An 18,680-nucleotide genomic window follows, 5' to 3' on the forward strand; every position below is an offset into this window, starting at 1 on the left:
GGACGACAGGGGGACTACCGCTTCGATTCTTCCCGATGGAGATCACCGCTCGGGCGCAGCCGCAGGGACACGGCGAGCCCGAGCGCGAGGATCGCCGCGGTGGTGAGCGCCGCGTGCCGGGTCGCGTCGGCGAGGCTCGCGTCGGCGGCGTGCGCCTCCGCCGCGAGCCCGGGGGCGCCGTGCAGGTCGCGGCCGTAGGTGCCGGCGCTCTCCCGCAGGTCGTGCGCCATGGCCGCCTGCCGCTCGGGCGGCAGCGCGGAGCCCGCGGCCAGCCGGTCGGTCATCGCGTGCCCGAGGCTCGTCGCGAACACCGTCCCGATCGCGGCGATGCCGAGTGCCGCGCCGACCTGCCGGGCCGTCGACTGGGTCCCGGACGCCTGCCCGGACTGCGCCCGCGGGACGTCCGCCAGCGACACGTTCGTCAGCTGCGCCGACGTCAGGCCGAGGCCCAGCCCGTACAGCAGCATCCAGGGCGCGAGGCCGAGCCCGCCGGTCGTCGCCGACACGGTGAGGCCGAGCGCGGCGACCGCGGCGACCTCCAGCACCATGCCGATCTGCACGACCCGGTGCGCGCCGCGCCGGTTCGCGAGCCTGCCCGCGTACCCGCCGGACAGGAAGGCGCCGAGCGCGAGCGGCAGGATCGCCAGGCTGATCTCCAGCGGGTCGGCGCCGTGCACGCCCAGCAGGAACAGCGGCAGGACGAACAGCAGCCCCAGCTCGCCGACGTTGATCAGGGCCGAGGCCAGGTTGCCATGGCGGAAGTTGGGGATGCGGAACAGGTCGAGGTCGAGCATCACCGGGCGTCCGGCCGCCGCGCGGGACCGCTCCACCACGACGAGCGCGCCGAGGAGCACGATCCCGAGCGCGAGGACCACCGGGACGGGGGAGAGGCCGGTCTCCGGCCAGCGGTGCCCGGCCACCGAGAACGGGCGGGTCGCGGCCCACCAGCCGTAGGTCTGGCCCTCGATGATCCCGCACACGAGCGCGCCGAGCCCGAGCGCGGACAGCAGCCCGCCCGCCCAGTCGATCTCGCGCCGCGCGCTCCCGGCGCCGGGCCGCCGGGTCTCGGGCAGCAGCCACAGCGCCCCGGCGACGAGCAGCGCGCCGAGCGGCAGGTTGATCCCGAACGCCCAGCGCCAGCCGCCGCCTGCGGCGACGGCCCCGCCGAGGAGCGGGCCCAGCGCGGCCATTCCGCTGATCATCGAGCCCCAGACGCCGAAGGCGACGGCCCGGTCCCGTCCGGTGAAGACCGCGTTCAGCGTGGACAGCGTGGCCGGCAGGATCATCGAGGCGCCGACGCCTTGCAGGGCGCGGGCGCCGATCAGCGCCGAGCCGGTCCCGGCCAGGGCGGCGGCGACGCTCGCCGCGGCGAACACCGCGGTGCCGAGCACGAACATCCGGCGGCGCCCGAACAGGTCGCCGGCCCGTCCGAACGGGATGAGCAGCGCCGCGAACACCAGCGCGTACACCGCGGTGACCCACTCGGCGTCCGAGGTCGTGAGGCTGAGGTCGGCGACGATCCGGGGGAGCAGCACGCCGACGATCGTGGCGTCGACGACGATCAGCGAGACGCCGAGGCTGATGACGGCCAGACCGAGCCAGCGGTGCCGGACGGCGGGCGCCGCCGCGGCGGAGGCGCGCGGCGGCGTCAGGGAGGTGGACTCGGGCACGACTTCAAAGATATTGCCGCGGCGGCAGTGCACCTCACCGACCCCTGCTTACGCACTGATGTCGGTGTGCAGTCGGATCTGCCGGACGGGCTCGCCCATGTCGAGGGTCCGGGCCGTGCCGTCGGGCCCCCAGCCGGCCGAGCCGAGGAACGTCCGGGTGACCTCGTCGTCCTCGAAGGCCCAGCTGACCAGGGTGGTGAAGCCGTCCTCGCGGAGCAGGTCGACGCTCGCGGCGAGGAGCCGGCTGCCGTGCCCCGCGCGGGTGTGCAGCGGATCGACCAGCAGTGCGATCAGCTCCGCCGCGGCGGCGGGGTCGAGGTCGCCGTCCTCGGCGGGGCCGTGCGCGGCGAACCCCACGACCAGGTCGGACGCCACCGCGACGAGCAGCCGGTGCCGGGGTGTCGGCGGCGCCGCCGCGGCCTCCGCCCACCGGTCCCGCCACGTCTCCACGGCGGCCGGTCCGGTCACCTCGTCGAGGACGCCCGCCGGCAGCAGGTCGCGGTACCCGTGCCGCCACGCCCGCACCTGGATGTCGGCGACGGCGGCCGCGTCCGCCCGCCGGGCGGGCCGCACCCCCACATCGGCCATGCCGTCCCCCCGTCCTCGCGCCGGAAACCCGCCGCCCACCCTAGCGAGCGGCACCGCGATGCCTCGGGGGGACGCCCCCCGGACATCAGTCGCCGGGGATCTTGCGGCGGGCGCGGTAGGCGCGGGTCTTGGTGCGGTTGCCGCAGACGCGCATCGAGCACCACGAGCGGGACCGGTTCTTGGACGTGTCGAGGAACGCCCAGCGGCAGGTGTCCTCCTGGCAGACCTTCAGCCGGGGCCAGGTCCCGGCGGCGGCGGAGTCCATGATCGCGGCGGCGACGCGGGCGAGGCCGTCGGCGGCCGTGCCGGGCGGGTCGAGGGGGACGAGCGCGGGCCGCGGCCCGGCGAGCGTGATGCGCAGCGGGAGGGCGGCGAGGGCGTCCTCCAGGTCGTCCGGGAAGCCGGCGCCCTCCGGGCCGTGGTGGGCGGACATGGCCTCGCGCAGGCCCTCCCGGAGCGCCGCGGCCACCCGCACGTCGGCGTCGCCGGCCGCCGCGGCCGCCGGGGCGAGCCCGCGCCCGGCCAGCCATCCGGCGAGGCCGGCGGGCGTGCTGATCCCGTCCGCCCCGGAGTCGACGTCGAGCGTGTTGACGAAGTCCGTCAGCAGCAGCGCGGGGTCTCCATCGGCGTGAGCGTCGGCCATAGCCCCTCCTGCTCGTCACGGGCAACTCTACCAAGCCGCAACACCGTCATTAAGGTTTCACCGGTTGCGTCGTGCCGACACCAGCGTTACGGTTTAGGTGGTGTCAACGAACGGGAGGACGCAATGAATCCGCTGCCGTACCTGGCGACGCTCGCGATGCGGCACGCCTGGGCGGAGCGCGAGTACGCGCGGCTCCACGCCGACCTCGTCGAGGCGCGGCTCACCGCCCGTGCCCGCGACGCCGAGCGCGCCGCCCGGATCCGCCGGTGGCTGCTCGGCGGCGTGCCCGACCGGATCGGCGCCCTGCGCCGGCCCGCCCGCTCCGTCCGGCCCGCCCGCTCCGTCCGGCCCGATCCGTTCTGCAGCCGGGCCGCCGCCCGCTCCGCCCACGTCCCGCGAACCGCTGGAGGAACCCGATGACCGACGCGACCCCGAAAGTGACCACGCTCGTCTTCGACTGCACCGACCTGGACGCCATGGCCGCCTTCTGGGGCGGGCTGCTCGGCATGAAGGCGACCGCGCGCGAGGACGACTGGCTGGACTTGGAGCCGCTCGCCGGCGGGGGCCCGGTGCTGGCGTTCCAGCTCGTCCCCGAGAGCAAGGAGATCAAGAACCGGCTGCACCTCGACCTGGCCGTGCCCGACATCCGCGCCGCCGGCGAGCGCGCGGTGCGGCTCGGGGCCGCCCCGGCCGGCGAGCCGGCGGGGAGCCCCGAGACCCCCTTCCAGGTCTGGCGCGACCCCGAGGGCAACGAGTTCTGCCTCTGCACGGCCTGAGCCGCCCCGCCGGTCGGCGGGGACGGCTCACGACCGCAGGACGGTGGCGAGCCGGCGGACGCCCTCGGCCAGCTCCGCCTCCGAGGCCGCCGTCCCGTAGCTGATCCGCAGGTACGGGGCGGGGGCCTCGGCGGGGAAGAAGGGCCGCCCCGCGCTGACCAGGACCCCGGCGCGCAGGGCGGCCTCGGCCAGCGCCACGTCGTCGGCGCCGTCCGGCAGCCGCGCCCACAGGTGGAGGCCGCCCGCCGGCCGGTTCACCCGCAGCTCGGGCAGGTCGCGGGCGAACGCGGCGAGCAGCGCGTCGCGGCGCGCCAGCAGCGCGGCCCGGACGGCCCGCAGGTGCCGCGGCCAGCCCGGCGAGCCGACCAGTTCGAGCAGCGTCTCCTGGAGCGGCCGGGCGGGGAAGAACTCCTCGACGAGCTGCGTCGCGCGGATCCGCTCGGCGACCGGGCCCCGCGCGATCACCGCGGCGACCCGCAGGCTCGGCGCGGTCGCCTTCGTGAGGGACGCGATGTGCACGACCCGGCCCTCGGCGTCCCCCGCGATCAGCGGCGGCGGGGGCGGCTCGATGCCGAGGTGCCGCGCGTAGTCGTCCTCCACCACGAAGGCGCCCGCCGCGCGCGCCACGTCCAGCACCCGCGCGCGGCGCTCGGCGGCGAGCACCGCGCCGGTCGGGTTGTGGAAGGCCGGCTGGCAGTAGAGCACCCGCGCCCCGCTCATCGCGAACGCCTCGGCGAGCAGGCCGGGACGGATCCCGTCCGCGTCCACCGGGACGGGCACCGGGTGCAGCCCGCTCGCCCGCGCGATCGCGAGGACGCCCAGATACGTCGGCGACTCGACCAGCACGGGCGCGCCGGGCGGCAGCAGCGCGCGCAGCACGGTGGTCAGCGACTGCTGCCCGCCGCTGGTGACGACGACGTCCGCGGGGGAGACGGCGCCGCCGACCGTCCGCGCGAACCAGGCGCGCAGCCCGGGCAGCCCGCCGAGCGGCGGCATCTCCCAGGCGTCCGGGCGCCGGGCGGCCCGCGCCGCCGCCGTGGCGAGCGCGCGGGCCGGCTGCAGCGCGGAGTGCAGGTAGCCGCCGCTGAGCGGGACGACGCCGTCGGGCGCCGGGGTGAGCAGCCACGACACGCCGGACGGGTCGACGGACCGGTCGCCGAGCGTCACCGCCTGCCAGCCGAAGTCGGCCGGGTCCGCGGCGGCCGGCCGCCGTCCGGCGGCGAACGCCCCGCTGCCCGGACGCGTCACGACGAGCCCCTCGGCGGACAGCCGCCCGAGCGCGCGCGACACCGTGACCGGGCTGACCCGGTGCCGCTCGACCAGCGCCCGGCTCGACGGCAGCCGCTCGCCGGGGCTCATGCGGCGGACGTCGGCGCGCAGCGCGTCGGCGAGCGCCGCCACACTGCTATCGTGATTCATGAAGACCAAGGATAGCGCTATCGCCGCCACGTCGATAGCGGACGGCACCGCGGCGCGCGGTCTCCAGCTCGCCGGGCTCGGCGTCCTGATCTACTCCCTCACCTTGCCCGCCACGGTCTTCGCCCTGGACGGGCTCGACCCGTACGTGATCGGCATCGGCCGGTCCGCCGCCGCGGCCGTCCTCGCCGCCGCCGCACTGCTATCGGTGCGGGCGCGCCCGCCGCGCCGCGACCAGTGGGCCGGATTCGCGGTCGTCGCCGCCGGGGTGATCTTCGGGTTCCCGGTGCTCTCCACGCTCGCGCTCGACCACGGCGCCACGTCCGCCCACTCGGCGGTGGTGGTCGGGCTGCTGCCCGCCGCCACCGCCGTGTGCGGCGTGCTGCGCGCGGGGGAGCGGCCGTCCCGCGCGTTCTGGCTCGCGAGCGCGGCCGGCGCCGCCTGCGTCACCGGGTTCGCGCTGGTCGGCGGCGCCGGCCGGGTCACGGCCGCCGACCTGCTCCTGTTCGCGGCCCTCCTCGCCGCCGCGGCCGGCTACACCGAGGGCGCGCGGCTGACCCGCGACATGCCCGGCTGGCGCGTCATCTCCTGGGCGCTGGTGCTGGCCGCGCCCGTCACGGTCCCGGTGACCGGGTGGCTGCTCGCCGCCACCCGCCCGGACTGGACGGGACGCGCCGTCCTCGGCTTCGGCTACGTCGCCGCGTTCTCCGCCTACCTCGGGTTCTTCGCCTGGTACGAGGGCCTCGCGCGGGCCGGGATCGCGCGCGGCGGCCAGGTCCAGCTCGCGCAGCCGGTGCTGACCCTGATCTGGTCGGGGATCCTCCTCGGCGAGCCGATCGACGCGACCACCGCGCTGGCCGCCGTCGCGGTGCTGGTCTGCGTGGCCCTCACCCAGCGGGCCCGCGTGGCCCGCGCCCCCGCCGGGGACGGCGCGGTCAATCCTTGACGATCTGGGCGAGCAGGGTCACGACGCCGACGCCGACGCCTATCGGGATCGCGAGCCGCGGCGCGGCGGCGGTCAGGGCCGCGGCGCCGATCGCCACGATGATGATCACGAGTGCCCGCGTGCTGATCAGCGGGCGCGGCTCGCCGTGTTCCGGCGGCACTCGCAGTTCCGGTGGTACTCGCATGCCGGTTCGACCTCCATCCGGACGGACGGTAAGGACCGGGGCGGCTTCCCGTCGGGACGACGGGCGACATCGCTGAGCCGCCTCGTCATCACAGGGTTCCCCCGATGTCAACGGTTGCCGCGCGCGCCGCGCGATCACCGCGCAATCATGATCGTTTCATGGGACGTTCCTGGCCCGCGGCGTCCGGCGCACCCCGCGAATCCGAGATCATTGCGTTATGGAGCGCAAAGGGCGAGTTTCCGGTGGTCTGGGCAGGCTGCTGCGCGGGGCCGGATGGACGGCGGCGTACCTGCTCGGTCTCGCGGCCCTCGTCCTCGCCGGTGCGTGGGTGTGGTGGCAGCCCGAACCGGAGGCGCGCGGCACCGAGACCAACGCGCTGTGGGCGCGGCACCAGTGGGTGGGCGAGGCGCACAGCGACGCCGAGTACCGCGAGTTCGGCGGCCTCCTGAAGCAGAACCGCATCACCGACGTGTTCTTCCACGCGGGCCCGTTCGAGGCGGACGGGACGGTCCCCGCCTCGAAGCACCGCTACGCCCGGCAGCTCATCGCGGCCATGCGCGAGTACGCGCCGGGCGTCCGGGCCCAGGCGTACCTGGGGCAGATCCGGATGGTGGAGGGCAAGGGCGTCATCGACCTCGACGACCCGGCCGTCCGGGAGCGGGTCCTCAAGACCGACGCCGCCTTCCTGGACCTCGGGTTCGACGGCATCCACTACGACTTCGAGCCGATCTACCCCGACGACCGCGCGTTCATGACGCTCATGGACCGCACCCGCGAGCTGACCAGGGCGCGGGGCAGGCTGCTGTCGGTGGCGCTGGAGCAGCCGACGCTCTTCGACGCCCTCCAGCCCGTCTACAGGGCGCTGGTCCCGCGCACCGGCCCGGTCCACTACCCGCCGCGCCCGACCAGGGAGTTCCTGCGCGCGATCGCCGACCGCGCCGACCAGGTCGCGATCATGACCTACGACGTGGCGCTGCCGACCCGGTCCCTCGCCGGATGGCACTACGCCCGGCACACGCGGGCGACGCTGGAGCTCATCGGCGACCGGACGACCGTGTTCATCGGCATCCCCACCTACCGTCCCCTGATGGACTGGGCCGAGGACCTGCCGGTCGCGCTGCGCGGCGTCCGGCGCGGCGTCGACCAGCTGGACCGCCCGCCCAGGCGCCCGTACGGCGTCGGGATGTACGCGGGCTGGACGACCGACCAGGGCGAATGGGCCCGTTACAGGTCCACCTGGCTGCCCCGGACGACAGAAAGTCCTGCCGGTTGAGAAACCCGCCCGGCCACGTTCCGATTCTCTTGTAGACGCAGGTGAAAAGGGTTGGGTAGCCGTTCGCCTCCGGGGGTATTGCCCCGTGCGGAAGTCAAGACCGGGCCTGCGGATGGCAAAGGAAGTGGGGACGAGGCCGATGGGCACTCAGCAGACCGCGCGGCGCGACGCCGACCGGATCGGCGAGCTGTCAGCCGAGTTCGCCGGCTGGCGGATCGGACGGGGCGGGTCCGGGCTCTGGTGGGCCGTCCGCGGCAACGATCTCGTGCGCACTCCCGACGTCGAGGAGCTGCGCGTCCGGCTGCAAGAGATGACCGCTGGGTCACGTTATGGGATCGAGTCCGGGAAGTGGCCGGACTGACCCCGTAACGCCGCTTTTGCGTGCCACGATGTGCTGTGGGAGCCGCCGCCACGCGTACCCCCGAGCGTGTGGCGGCGGCTTCTCCCTTTCTGTACGACCTGCGGGTCCAAGTCGAACGGCCGGAACGGTACCGTTCGTTGCATGGCACCCAGCACAACGACTGACGCTCCGTTTGGACGGATGCTGACCGCCATGGTCACTCCGTTCCTGCCCGACGGCGGCGTCGACTACGACGGCGCCGCGCGCCTCGCGACCCACCTGGTCGACGAGCGGCGCCACGACGGCCTCGTCGTCAACGGGACGACGGGCGAGTCGCCCACGACGAGCGACGACGAGAAGAGCAAGCTTCTGCGCGCGGTCATCGAGGCGGTCGGCGACCGCGCCGTGATCGTCGCCGGTGCCGGGACGAACCACACCGAGCACACCCTGCAGCTCGCGCGGCAGGCCGAGGCCACCGGCGCGCAGGGCCTGCTCGTGGTCACCCCCTACTACAACAAGCCCCCGCAGGAGGGCCTCGTCCGCCACTTCACCGCGGTGGCCGACGCGACGGGCCTGCCCTGCATGCTGTACGACATCCCGGGGCGCGCCGGGGTGCCGATCGAGAACGACACGCTCGTCCAGCTCGCCGACCACCCGCGGATCATCGCCGTCAAGGACGCCAAGGGCGACCTCTTCGGCGCGTCCCGCGTGATGGCCGCGACCGATCTGGTCTGGTACTCCGGCGACGACAACCTCAACCTGCCCTGGCTGTCGGTCGGCGCCGCGGGGTTCGTCAGCGTGGTCGGGCATGTCGTCGGCGCCGAACTCCATGAGATGATCGACGCATACCGCGCCGGAGAGCACGGGCGGGCGCTGGAGATCCACCGGCGGCTGCTGCCCGTGGTCGCCGCCATCATGACCCGTACGCAGGGCGCCATCGCCGTCAAGGCAGCGCTGAACCTGCTCGGCCTTCCCGGAGGCGGCCCGCTCCGCGCGCCGTTGGTGGAGGCCACGCCGGAGTTCGCCGCGCGCCTGCGAGAAGACCTCACGATAGGGGGAGTCAAAGTGCCGGAGGTCGTCATCCCGGAGGTCGCCCGGTGAGTCATCCTCACCCGGAGCTCTCGGACCCGCCCGCACCGCCCGAACGCGGCCTGCGCATCGTCGCGCTCGGCGGGCTGGGGGAGATCGGCCGCAACATGACGGTGTTCGAGTATGGCGGTCGCCTGCTCGTCGTCGACTGCGGCGTGCTGTTCCCCGAGACCGAGCAGCCCGGCGTCGATCTGATACTGCCCGACTTCGAATACATCAGAGACCGCCTCGGCGACATCGAGGCCGTCATCCTCACGCACGGCCACGAGGACCACCTCGGCGCCGTGCCCTACCTGCTGCGCGAACGCCGCGACATTCCCATCGTCGGCTCCAGGCTCACCCTCGCGCTGCTGGAGGCCAAGCTCGCCGAGCACCGCATCAAACCGGTCACCGACATGGTGGTGGAGGGGGAGCGGCGCACCTTCGGGCCGTTCGACTGCGAGTTCCTCGCCGTCAACCACTCCATCCCGGACGCGCTCGCCGTCGCGCTCCGCACGCCCGCCGGGCTCGTCCTGCACACCGGCGACTTCAAGATGGACCAGCTGCCGCTGGACGGCCGGCTCACCGACCTGCCCGGCTTCGCCCGGCTCGGCGCCGAGGGCATCGACCTGCTGATGTCCGACTCGACCAACGCCGAGGTGCCGGGCTTCGTCACCAGCGAGCGCAACATCGGCCCGGTCGTGGACGAGGTGTTCCGCACCGCCCAGGAGCGGCTCATCGTCGCCTGCTTCGCCTCGCACATCCACCGCGTCCAGCAGGTCCTGGACGCGGCCGTCGCCAACGGACGGAAGGTCTGCTTCGTCGGCCGGTCGATGGTGCGCAACATGGGCGTCGCGCGCGAGCTCGGCTACCTGAACGTGCCCGACGGCATCATGGTCGAGCAGAAGGAGCTGGACGACATCCCCGGCGACCGGCTGGTGCTGGTGTGCACCGGGTCGCAGGGCGAGCCGATGTCGGCGCTGTCGCGGATGGCCAACCGCGACCACTCGATCCGCATCACCGGCGGCGACACCGTGCTGCTGGCGTCCTCGCTGATCCCGGGCAACGAGAACGCCGTCAACCGCGTCATCAACGGCCTCACCCGGTGGGGCGCCCGCATCGTGCACAAGGGCAACGCGCTCGTGCACGTGTCCGGGCACGCGTCGGCCGGCGAGCTGCTGTACGTGCTGAACGTGACCAAGCCGGCGAACTTCGTGCCGATCCATGGGGAGTGGCGGCACCTGCGGGCGCACGCCAAGCTCGCCGCGCTCACCGGCGTCCCCGACGACGGCATCGTCATCGCCGAGGACGGCGTCGTCGTCGACCTCGTCGACGGCCGCGCCAAGATCGTCGGTGCCGTCCCGGCCGGCTACGTGTACGTGGACGGGCTGTCGGTCGGCGAGGTCACCGAGACCTCGCTGAAGGACCGGCGCATCCTCGGCGAGGAGGGCTTCGTCTCCATCGTCGTCGGCATCGACTCGACGTCCGGCAAGATCGTCGCCGGGCCGGAGGTGCACGCGCGCGGCGCCGGCATCCTCAACGAGGACTTCGACGAGATCATCCAGCGCATCGAGTCCGTGCTGCGGGACGCCGGCGGCGACGGCGTGAACGACCAGCACCAGATGAGCCAGCTCATCCGGCGCACCGTCGGCAAGTGGGTGAGCGACAACTACCGGCGCCGCCCGATGATCGTCCCCGTCGTCGTGGAGGTCTGAGGCCGCGGAGACCGGCGCACGGGTCCGGACGGCCGCGGGGACCCCGCGGCCGTCCGTTCCCCAACACGCCCTCTCCTGGTCCCTGGAACCTCGAGGGTCCTTGGTTACTCTCATAAGCATGGCCACACGTGCGTCCGGGGGTGCGAAAACCTCTTCGCGTGCGGGGGGCAGTGGGGCTCGCAAGCCCGCAGGTCCGTCCCCCCGGAAGCGACCGAGCGGCACCTCCAAGGGCGGCCGCGGCTCGGGGCGGGGGCGTCCCCCGCAGAAACCCGACCCGATCTCCCAGGCCGTCCTCGGGTTCTTCAAGCTCCTCTTCAAGCTGTATCTGCTCGCGGCCGTCGCGGTCGGGTCCGTCTTCCGCGCCTACGGGCACGGCGCGCGCAGCCTCGACCCCGAGCACCGGCGCGACGGCCTCGGGCTGGCGCTGCTCGGCTCGTCCATCGTGCTGGCCTCCGTCACCTGGTTCCGGCCGGACGGCGTCGTCACGATCGCGCTGGAGAAGGTCGTGCGCGGCGGCCTCGGCATCATGGCCATGGTGCTGCCCGTCCTGCTGGCCCTGCTGGCCTGGCGGACGCTGCGCCACCCCGAGCACCACGAGGACACCGGGCGCGTCGTCATCGGCGTCACCGCGCTCGGCGTCGGCGTGCTCGGCATCCTGCACACCGCCGCCGGCGTCCCGTCCCCGGCGAAGGACATGAACGGCGTCCGCGAGGCCGGCGGCGTGGTCGGCTGGCTGGTGTCCGCCCCGCTCGACGCGGCGCTCAGCGGCTGGGTGGCCGTGCCGCTGCTGCTGCTGCTGTCCGGGTTCGGCCTGCTGGTGGTCACCGCGACGCCGATCGCGAAGGTGCCCGAGCGCGTCACCGAGCTGTGGGCGGTGGCGACGCTGCAGGGCCGTCCGGAGCGTCCGTCCGCCGGCGAGAAGGACGGCGAGGACGAGCCGAAGAAGCGCCGCCGCAAGAAGAAGACCGACGACCCGGCCGACGAGCTGGAGGTCGGCGAGCACTCCCGGCCCTACGACACGCCGCTGCTGGAGGACGCGCCGAAGAAGGCCGACCGGCCGAGGCGCGACCTCGCCGACGAGCTGTTCGAGCCCGACCCGTTCGGCGCCGACGTGCCGCCGCCCGCGCCGCCGCTCGACGACGAGCCCATGGACGAGCACGTCGCGGACGACACCATGGCGGAGTCCGGCGCCGCGGCTCCGCCCGAGGCGCCCGACCCGACCCCGGCGCCGCGCCGCTCGGAGCAGCTTCCGCTGTCGTCGTCCGGCGAGATCTACGTGCTGCCCGACCCGTCGGTGCTGCGGCCCGGCAGCGTGTCCAAGCCGCGGACGAAGGCCAACGACACGGTCGTGAACGCCCTCACCGGCGTGCTGGAGCAGTTCGACATCGACGCGCAGGTCACCGGGTTCACCCGCGGCCCGACGATCACCCGGTACGAGATCGAGCTGGGCCCGGCGGTGAAGGTCGAGAAGGTCATCGCGCTGACCAAGAACATCGCCTACGCGGTGAAGAGCGCCGACGTGCGGATCATCTCCCCGATCCCCGGCAAGTCCGCGATCGGCGTGGAGATCCCCAACACCGACAAGGACATCGTCAGCCTCGGCGACGTGCTGCGCTCGCCCGCCGCGACCAACGAGCACCACCCGATGATCGTCGGGCTGGGCAAGGACGTCGAGGGACGCACGGTCGTGGCGAACCTGGCGAAGATGCCGCACATCCTCATCGCGGGCGCCACCGGCGCCGGCAAGTCGACGTGCATCAACGGGCTCATCAGCTCGATCCTGATGCGCGCCACGCCGGACGAGGTGCGGATGATCCTCGTCGACCCCAAGCGGGTCGAGCTGACGATGTACCAGGGCATCCCGCACCTGATCACGCCGATCATCACGAACCCGAAGAAGGCCGCCGAGGCCCTGGAGTGGGTCGTCGGCGAGATGGACCGCCGCTACGACGACCTGGCCGCGTCCGGGTACCGGCACATCGACGACTTCAACAAGGCGGTGAAGGCGGGCAAGCTCGTTCCGCCGCCCGGCAGCGAGCGCGTCTACACGCCGTACCCGTACATGCTCGTCATCGTCGACGAGCTGGCCGACCTGATGATGGTCGCGCCCCGCGACGTGGAGGACTCGGTCGTCCGCATCACCCAGCTCGCCCGCGCCGCGGGCATCCACCTCGTCCTCGCGACGCAGCGCCCGTCGGTGGACGTCGTCACCGGGCTCATCAAGGCGAACGTGCCGTCCCGGCTGGCGTTCGCGACGTCGTCGCTGTCCGACAGCCGCGTCATCCTCGACCAGCCGGGCGCGGAGAAGCTCGTCGGTCAGGGCGACGCGCTGTTCCTGCCGATGGGCGCGAGCAAGCCGATGCGGCTCCAGAACGCCTACGTGGCGGAGAAGGAGATCCACGCGGTCGTCGACCACTGCAAGGGGCAGATGGAGGCGAAGTACCGGGAGGACGTCGCCGAGTCGAGCAAGCCCAAGAAGGAGATCGACGAGGAGATCGGCGACGACATGGACCTGCTCGTCCAGGCCATCGAGCTGGTCGTGTCGACGCAGTTCGGCTCGACGTCGATGCTGCAGCGCAAGCTCCGCGTCGGGTTCGCCAAGGCCGGGCGGCTGATGGACCTGATGGAGAGCCGCGACATCGTCGGGCCGAGCGAGGGCTCCAAGGCGCGGGACGTGCTGGCCAAGCCGGACGATCTCCCCGGGGTGCTCGCGGAACTGCGCGGCGGCTGAGCGGCCGCGGCGGGGGGCATTGCGGAATGATGCGAAATCTTGCCCTGTTTCGAACGTGTTGGCTGTCGCCCAGCGGGCATTGCCGTTCCTAGACTGGTGTCCCAGAAGATCGGCCACGAGCGCCCCCGAAGGAGGCCCGAGGTGAGCATCGGTGAGACCTTGGCGGAGGAGCGCGAGCGGGCCGGTCTCTCGGTGACACAGGTGAGTCTCCAGACCCGGATACGGGAGACCGTGATCCGCGGCATGGAGGCCGACGACTTCTCCGCGTGCGGCGGCAACTTCTACGCCCGCGGCCACATCCGCAGCATCTCCCGGGTCATCGGCATCGATCCGGAGCCGCTCGTCGCCGAGTTCGACAAGGCGCACGGCGGCGCGCCGCAGCCCGTCTCGGCGGTGTCGGCGTTCGAGCCGGAGCAGCCCATCGCGTTCCGCGAGCGCAAGGCGCCGAACTGGAGCGCCGCGATGGCGCTCGCGCTCGCCCTCGTCGTCATCTACGGGGTCGTCCAGCTGGTCGGTCCCGGGGACCGCGGCGAGCAGCGCACCGCGCGGCAGGTCGCCGGGACTCCCGCGCCGTCCTCGCCGGCCGCGTCCGCGCCGCCCAAGACCGGCGCGCCGGTCGCGGAGGCGCCGCGCACCGAGGTCGTCGTGCGAGTTGAGGCCAAGCACACGACGTGGCTGAACGTCATCGGAGACAAGGGCCGGACGCTGTTCATCGGCACCCTCCACGAGGGCGACCAGAAGGACTTCACCGCCAAGAAGAAGGTCAAGCTGGTGGTCGGCGTCGGCGGCAGCGTCAACCTGACCGTCAACGGCAAGGACATCGGCTCGCCCGGCAAGGGCAAGGGCGTGCAGCGGCTGAGCTTCGACCGCAACGACCCCGAACCCGCTTAGCCGGGGCGGGGGCGGGGTTTCCGCGACGCGCTAAGGGGCGGGCTGTGGTACGTCCTGGCGCCCCGGCCCATTACCTTTAAGGGCATGTCGACTCGCCGCAAGGTCTCGCTCATCACGCTCGGCTGCGCCCGCAACGAGGTCGATTCCGAGGAACTCGCCGCGCGCATCGAGGACGCGGGCTGGGACGTGGCCGACGGCGCGGACGGCGCGGACGTCGTCGTCGTCAACACCTGCGGGTTCATCGAGGCCGCGAAGAAGGACTCCATCGACACGCTGCTCGCCGCGCACGACTCGGGCGCCAAGGTCGTCGCGGCCGGCTGCATGGCCGAGCGGTACGGCAGGGAGCTCGCGGAGGCGCTGCCGGAGGCCGACGCCGTGCTCGGCTTCGACGACTACGCCGGCATCGGGGAGCGGCTCGACGACGTCATGGCGGGCCGCAGGCGGGACGCGCACACCCCGCGCGACCGCCGGACGCTGCTGCCGATCAGCCCGGTGGACCGGTCGGCGTCCCGGGTGGCGGTCCCGGGGCACGGCCCGGCCGACCTCCCGGACGGGCTGGCGCCCGCGTCCGGCCCCCGGGTGCTGCGGCGGCGGCTCGGCGGCGGCCCGGTGGCGCCGCTGAAGCTGGCGTCCGGCTGCGACCGGCGCTGCACGTTCTGCGCGATCCCCGCGTTCCGCGGCGCGTACGTGTCGCGCCCGCCGGCGGAGGTGCTGGAGGAGGCGCGCTGGCTCGCCGGGCACGGCGTCCGCGAACTCGTCCTCGTCAGCGAGAACTCGACGTCCTACGGCAAGGACCTCGGCGACCTGCGCGCGCTGGAGCGGCTGCTGCCGGACCTCGCCGCCGTGGACGGGATCGAGCGCGTCCGGGTCAGCTACCTGCAGCCCGCCGAGACGCGCCCCGGCCTCATCGAGGCGATCTGCGGCACGCCCGGCGTCGCGCCCTACTTCGACATGTCGTTCCAGCACGCGAGCGGCCCGGTGCTGCGCTCGATGCGGCGGTTCGGCGACCGGGAGCGGTTCCTCGGGCTGCTCGGCCAGATCCGCGAGCTGGCGCCGGACGCGGGCGTGCGGTCCAACTTCATCGTCGGCTTCCCCGGCGAGACCGAGGACGACTTCGAGGAGCTGGCGGAGTTCCTGTCCGCCGCGCGGCTCGACGCGGTCGGCGTGTTCGGCTACTCCGACGAGGACGGCACGGAGGCCGCGGACCTGGACGGCAAGCTCGACCCGGCCGAGGTCGCCGCCCGCGTCGAGGAGCTGTCGACCCTCGCCGAGGAGCTGACGGCCCAGCGGGCCGAGGACCGCGTCGGCACGCGGGTCCGCGTCCTGCTGGAGGACAAGGCCGACGGCGGCGGGTTCGAGGGCCGCGCCGAGCACCAGGCGCCCGAGGTGGACGGGACGGTCCTCGTCCGCGGCGCGGGCCTCGCGCTCGGCGAGATCGTCGAGGTCCGCGTCACCGGCAGCGACGGGGTGGACCTGAGCGCGGAACCGATCGCGGGCGACGCATGATCGCGGGCACCCCGGAACCGGTCGCGGGGGCGTCGGACCCGCCCCCGGCCGGCGTCTGGAACATCGCGAACGCGCTGACGATGCTCCGGATCGTGCTGGTGCCGGTCTTCGTGTGGATGCTGTTCCTGGACGGCACCGCCTGGCGGCTCGCCGCGTTCGCGGTGTTCGCCGCCGCCTCGATCACCGACAAGATCGACGGTGACATCGCCCGCGCCCGCGGCCTGGTCACCGACTTCGGCAAGATCGCCGACCCGATCGCCGACAAGGCCCTCACCGGCGCCGCGCTGGTCAGCCTGTCGGTGATGGGGGAGCTGTGGTGGTGGGTCACGGTCGTGATCATGGTCCGCGAGATCGGCATCACGGTGCTGCGCTTCGTCGTGCTCCGGCACGGCGTGATCCCGGCGAGCAAGGGCGGGAAGCTGAAGACGATGCTCCAGGTCATCGCCATCGGCTTCTACATCCTGCCCGGCCCCCTCGACTACGTGCGCTGGGCGACGATGGCCGCCGCGCTCGTCGTCACCGTCGTCACGGGCGCGGACTACGTGCTGCGGGCGTGGCGGATGCGCCGCGCGTCCGGGACGTCCTGACCGCGTCCCAGGCGCTCCTGACCGCTCGCGGGCCGGAACGACCGTGGCGCCCGGGAGGAGCCGCGAAACCACGCCCACCCCGGTCGCGTCCCGCGGCCCCGATCCGCGGGCGCCACGCGATGTCGATTATCCTCGCCCGCGTCCGGGCGGACGAATCGATCAAATGAGTTTTGACTCACAATGTGACCTGCACTTCCAGGTATTGGTCGGACGCGCGGCCGATGACGTGCGGCGACGATGCGCGCCCCGGCCCCCGGTGCGCCCGCGTGCCGTGGCGCACGCGGCTTCGTTCCGGAGGACAATGCGCGGCCGTCCCTTTCGCGCCGCGACGGAATGGGGATCGGCCGTCCGGACCGGTGCGGGCCCGCCCGCGCCGGCGCCGTCCTGATGCGGCCGTCTTTCGCGGTGAACCGGTGGTGCGCCAGGGCCGTCGCGGACGCGCGCCGGTAGATTCGCCACGAGCCGCGGCCGCCGGCGGCGGGGATGGGGACGCCATGCGAGTCGAACTGCTCACCGTCGGGGACGAGCTGCTCCTCGGCGACACGGTCAACGGCAACGCGGCGTGGCTGGGCCGCCGGCTGGCCGACCACGGCGTCGAGGTGACCCGCAGCGTCGTCGTCGGCGACGAGCTGGACGTCATCGTCGCGGCCGCCGCGTCGGCGCTCGACCGGGCCGACGCGGTGATCACCACGGGCGGGCTCGGCCCCACCTACGACGACCTCACCCGGGACGCGCTCGCCGCGGCGGCGGGCGTCCCCCTCGTCCGCGACCCGCACCTGGAGCGGCGGCTCCGCGAGCGGGTGGCGCGGGCCGGCCGCGAGCTGCAGCCGATGGCGCTGCGCATGGCCGACGTCCCGAAGGGCGCGCGGGTGCTGGCCAACTCCGCCGGTTCGGCGCCCGGCCTGCGGGTGGAGCTGCCGGGCGGGGTCGTCTACGCGCTCCCCGGCGTCCCGTTCGAGATGCGCACGATCATGGACGAGGTGGTGCTGCCGGAGCTCGCCCGCGTCGCCGGGCTGCCCGCGGTCGCGCGCCGCACGCTGCGCACCGCACGGCTGTGGGAGTCGGTCGTCGCGACGCGGCTCGCCGAGGTCGAGGCGATGGACGGGGTGAGGCTCGCCTACCTGCCCGACCCGGCGGAGGTGAAGATCCGGATCACGGTGTCCGGCCCCGACGCGGCCGACCGGCTCGCGAGCGTGGAGGCGCGCGTCCGCACGCTGCTCGGCCCGGCCGTCTACGGGGCCGAGGACGAGACGCTGGACCGCGTCGTCCACCGGCTGCTCGCGGCCCGCGGGGAGACCGTCGCGGCGGCGGAGTCGCTGACCGGCGGGCTCATCGGCGCGGAGCTCACCGCGATGCCGGGCTCGTCCGCCACCTTCGCGGGCGGCGTCGTGACGTACGCGACGGAGGCCAAGCACCGGCTGCTGGGCGTCCCGGCGGACCTGCTCGCCGCGCACGGGGCCGTCCACCCGGACGTGGCCGCCGCGATGGCCGCGGGCGTCCGGGACGCGGTGGGCGCCACCTACGGGCTCGCGGTGACGGGCGTCGCCGGGCCGGACCCGCAGGACGGCCGGCCGGTGGGAACGGTCTATATCGGCGTGGCCGGTCCCGGCGATTCGCGCACTGTGGTCAGCCCGAAACTCCCCGTGCCCGGCACCGGGCCGGAGATCCGCGCGGTGATCCGGCGGATGACCGTCGTACACGCCCTTGAGCTGCTGCGACGCGTCCTGATGGGGCTTGACGCCGACGGCGGGAACGAGGAGGCTCAGGCAGATCGGGAAGACCGGGACTGATTACAGCGTTACGTTCCGAGCGAACACGAAATCAACGGTCTGCCATGGCTACCGCCAAGCCGGGTACGGTGGAACCGGCAGATGGTCCGAACTGAGGGAGGGAGCGAGACGATGGTCCTGCTTCGCCAGCTGCTCGGTGACGTACTGCGGCAGCTGCGGCTGCGCCAGGGACGCACCCTCCGTGAGGTGTCCGCGGCGGCGCGGGTGTCACTCGGCTATCTCTCCGAGGTCGAACGGGGGCAGAAGGAGGCTTCTTCGGAACTGCTGTCCTCGATCTGCAAAGCCCTGGGCGTCCCGCTGTCGCACGTACTGAGGGAAGTCGCGGATCAGCTAGCCCTCGCCGAGCTGCAGCACGAGCCCGTCATGGCGGGCGCGCCGGAGCACGAGCGCATCACCACCGAGAGCATTCCGGAGACTCCGGAGGAGATCACCGGGGAACTCCGCCCCGACATGGTCGCGGCCTGACCTGTTCTTGGTGCGTTCATGCCCTATCGGGGCCGCGGGTGTGCGCGGCCTCACGCATGAATGCGGCATTTCAGGGGATCTTTCCGGGTTG

At 73.6% G+C, this 18,680-nt stretch carries 18 protein-coding genes; 13 read left to right on the plus strand and 5 right to left on the minus strand.

From position 1 onward, the window contains the following. Positions 1–14 precede the first annotated feature (14 nt). The 3 genes from ACA511_RS33380 to ACA511_RS33390 form a co-directional block, all read right to left on the minus strand. Complete coding sequence (locus ACA511_RS33380; protein WP_375028670.1) at positions 15–1,670, minus strand: MFS transporter; 1,656 nt, start codon at positions 1,668–1,670, stop codon at positions 15–17. A gap of 48 nt (positions 1,671–1,718) precedes the next feature. Then, complete coding sequence (locus ACA511_RS33385; RefSeq protein WP_375028671.1) at positions 1,719–2,258, minus strand: GNAT family N-acetyltransferase; 540 nt, start codon at positions 2,256–2,258, stop codon at positions 1,719–1,721. A gap of 85 nt (positions 2,259–2,343) precedes the next feature. Beyond that, positions 2,344–2,901: a CGNR zinc finger domain-containing protein gene (locus ACA511_RS33390; protein ID WP_375028672.1), complete on the minus strand. Its 558-nt coding sequence runs from the start codon at positions 2,899–2,901 to the stop codon at positions 2,344–2,346. A gap of 123 nt (positions 2,902–3,024) precedes the next feature. Between ACA511_RS33390 and ACA511_RS33395 the strand changes: the two genes are divergently transcribed. Continuing rightward, a complete protein-coding gene (locus tag ACA511_RS33395; RefSeq protein ID WP_375028673.1) occupies positions 3,025–3,321 on the plus strand; it encodes a hypothetical protein in 297 nt (98 codons plus the stop codon). Continuing rightward, positions 3,318–3,677 carry a VOC family protein gene (locus ACA511_RS33400; RefSeq protein WP_375028674.1) on the plus strand — a complete coding sequence of 120 codons (360 nt, stop codon included), beginning with the start codon at positions 3,318–3,320 and terminating at the stop codon, positions 3,675–3,677. The genes ACA511_RS33395 and ACA511_RS33400 overlap by 4 nt, the downstream gene beginning before the upstream one ends. A 27-nt stretch (positions 3,678–3,704) precedes the next feature. On the opposite strand, the gene ACA511_RS33405 is transcribed toward ACA511_RS33400, so the two are convergent. Beyond that, a complete protein-coding gene (locus ACA511_RS33405) occupies positions 3,705–5,096 on the minus strand; it encodes a PLP-dependent aminotransferase family protein (RefSeq protein ID WP_375028675.1) in 1,392 nt (463 codons plus the stop codon). Between ACA511_RS33405 and ACA511_RS33410 the strand changes: the two genes are divergently transcribed. Beyond that, a complete protein-coding gene (locus ACA511_RS33410; RefSeq protein ID WP_375028676.1) occupies positions 5,095–6,039 on the plus strand; it encodes a DMT family transporter in 945 nt (314 codons plus the stop codon). The genes ACA511_RS33405 and ACA511_RS33410 overlap by 2 nt on opposite strands. On the opposite strand, the gene ACA511_RS33415 is transcribed toward ACA511_RS33410, so the two are convergent. Continuing rightward, positions 6,029–6,223, minus strand: a complete 195-nt coding sequence (locus ACA511_RS33415) for a hypothetical protein (protein WP_375028677.1) — start codon at positions 6,221–6,223, stop codon at positions 6,029–6,031. The genes ACA511_RS33410 and ACA511_RS33415 overlap by 11 nt on opposite strands. 217 nt (positions 6,224–6,440) lie before the next feature. On the opposite strand from ACA511_RS33415, the gene ACA511_RS33420 reads away from it, so the two are divergent. The 10 genes from ACA511_RS33420 to ACA511_RS33465 all read left to right on the plus strand — a co-directional run bounded on the left by ACA511_RS33420 (position 6,441) and on the right by ACA511_RS33465 (position 18,589). Then, positions 6,441–7,496 (plus strand): hypothetical protein, encoded by a 1,056-nt coding sequence (locus ACA511_RS33420; RefSeq protein ID WP_375028678.1) that lies wholly within the window; start codon positions 6,441–6,443, stop codon positions 7,494–7,496. A 139-nt stretch (positions 7,497–7,635) separates the two neighbouring features. Next, positions 7,636–7,857 (plus strand): hypothetical protein, encoded by a 222-nt coding sequence (locus ACA511_RS33425; protein ID WP_375028679.1) that lies wholly within the window; start codon positions 7,636–7,638, stop codon positions 7,855–7,857. A gap of 141 nt (positions 7,858–7,998) precedes the next feature. Beyond that, positions 7,999–8,937 (plus strand): 4-hydroxy-tetrahydrodipicolinate synthase, encoded by a 939-nt coding sequence (dapA, locus tag ACA511_RS33430; protein ID WP_375028680.1) that lies wholly within the window; start codon positions 7,999–8,001, stop codon positions 8,935–8,937. Continuing rightward, a complete protein-coding gene (locus tag ACA511_RS33435) occupies positions 8,934–10,619 on the plus strand; it encodes a ribonuclease J (RefSeq protein ID WP_375028681.1) in 1,686 nt (561 codons plus the stop codon). Before dapA ends, ACA511_RS33435 begins: the two co-directional genes overlap by 4 nt. A 118-nt stretch (positions 10,620–10,737) precedes the next feature. Then, entirely contained in the window at positions 10,738–13,350 is a 2,613-nt protein-coding gene (locus ACA511_RS33440; RefSeq protein ID WP_375028682.1) for a DNA translocase FtsK, read from the plus strand. 141 nt (positions 13,351–13,491) lie between these two features. Further along, on the plus strand, positions 13,492–14,241 hold the full coding sequence (locus ACA511_RS33445) for a helix-turn-helix domain-containing protein (RefSeq protein WP_375028683.1): 750 nt from the start codon (positions 13,492–13,494) through the stop codon (positions 14,239–14,241). Positions 14,242–14,325: 84 nt separating this feature from the next. Further along, positions 14,326–15,747, plus strand: coding sequence for a 30S ribosomal protein S12 methylthiotransferase RimO (gene rimO, locus ACA511_RS33450; protein WP_375028684.1), 1,422 nt, complete (start codon positions 14,326–14,328; stop codon positions 15,745–15,747). Beyond that, positions 15,744–16,334, plus strand: a complete 591-nt coding sequence (gene pgsA, locus ACA511_RS33455; protein WP_375028685.1) for a CDP-diacylglycerol--glycerol-3-phosphate 3-phosphatidyltransferase — start codon at positions 15,744–15,746, stop codon at positions 16,332–16,334. Before rimO ends, pgsA begins: the two co-directional genes overlap by 4 nt. A 494-nt stretch (positions 16,335–16,828) precedes the next feature. Then, positions 16,829–18,124, plus strand: a complete 1,296-nt coding sequence (locus ACA511_RS33460; RefSeq protein WP_375028686.1) for a CinA family nicotinamide mononucleotide deamidase-related protein — start codon at positions 16,829–16,831, stop codon at positions 18,122–18,124. 111 nt (positions 18,125–18,235) lie between these two features. Beyond that, a complete protein-coding gene (locus ACA511_RS33465; protein WP_132198595.1) occupies positions 18,236–18,589 on the plus strand; it encodes a helix-turn-helix domain-containing protein in 354 nt (117 codons plus the stop codon). Positions 18,590–18,680 lie beyond the last annotated feature (91 nt).

The organism is Actinomadura sp. GTD37, assembly GCF_041951365.1.
Classification (GTDB): Bacteria; Actinomycetota; Actinomycetes; order Streptosporangiales; family Streptosporangiaceae; genus Spirillospora.

Coding starts and splice junctions, on each gene's coding strand:
- ACA511_RS33460 (WP_375028686.1), top strand. CDS start 16,829: ATGCGAGTCGAACTGCTCACCGTCGGGGACGAGCTGCTCCTCGGCGAC.
- ACA511_RS33385 (WP_375028671.1), bottom strand. CDS start 2,258: ATGGCCGATGTGGGGGTGCGGCCCGCCCGGCGGGCGGACGCGGCCGCC.
- ACA511_RS33440 (WP_375028682.1), top strand. CDS start 10,738: ATGGCCACACGTGCGTCCGGGGGTGCGAAAACCTCTTCGCGTGCGGGG.
- ACA511_RS33465 (WP_132198595.1), top strand. CDS start 18,236: ATGGTCCTGCTTCGCCAGCTGCTCGGTGACGTACTGCGGCAGCTGCGG.
- ACA511_RS33395 (WP_375028673.1), top strand. CDS start 3,025: ATGAATCCGCTGCCGTACCTGGCGACGCTCGCGATGCGGCACGCCTGG.
- rimO (WP_375028684.1), top strand. CDS start 14,326: ATGTCGACTCGCCGCAAGGTCTCGCTCATCACGCTCGGCTGCGCCCGC.
- ACA511_RS33420 (WP_375028678.1), top strand. CDS start 6,441: ATGGAGCGCAAAGGGCGAGTTTCCGGTGGTCTGGGCAGGCTGCTGCGC.
- ACA511_RS33390 (WP_375028672.1), bottom strand. CDS start 2,901: ATGGCCGACGCTCACGCCGATGGAGACCCCGCGCTGCTGCTGACGGAC.
- pgsA (WP_375028685.1), top strand. CDS start 15,744: ATGATCGCGGGCACCCCGGAACCGGTCGCGGGGGCGTCGGACCCGCCC.
- ACA511_RS33400 (WP_375028674.1), top strand. CDS start 3,318: ATGACCGACGCGACCCCGAAAGTGACCACGCTCGTCTTCGACTGCACC.
- ACA511_RS33425 (WP_375028679.1), top strand. CDS start 7,636: ATGGGCACTCAGCAGACCGCGCGGCGCGACGCCGACCGGATCGGCGAG.
- ACA511_RS33405 (WP_375028675.1), bottom strand. CDS start 5,096: ATGAATCACGATAGCAGTGTGGCGGCGCTCGCCGACGCGCTGCGCGCC.
- dapA (WP_375028680.1), top strand. CDS start 7,999: ATGGCACCCAGCACAACGACTGACGCTCCGTTTGGACGGATGCTGACC.
- ACA511_RS33410 (WP_375028676.1), top strand. CDS start 5,095: ATGAAGACCAAGGATAGCGCTATCGCCGCCACGTCGATAGCGGACGGC.
- ACA511_RS33415 (WP_375028677.1), bottom strand. CDS start 6,223: ATGCGAGTACCACCGGAACTGCGAGTGCCGCCGGAACACGGCGAGCCG.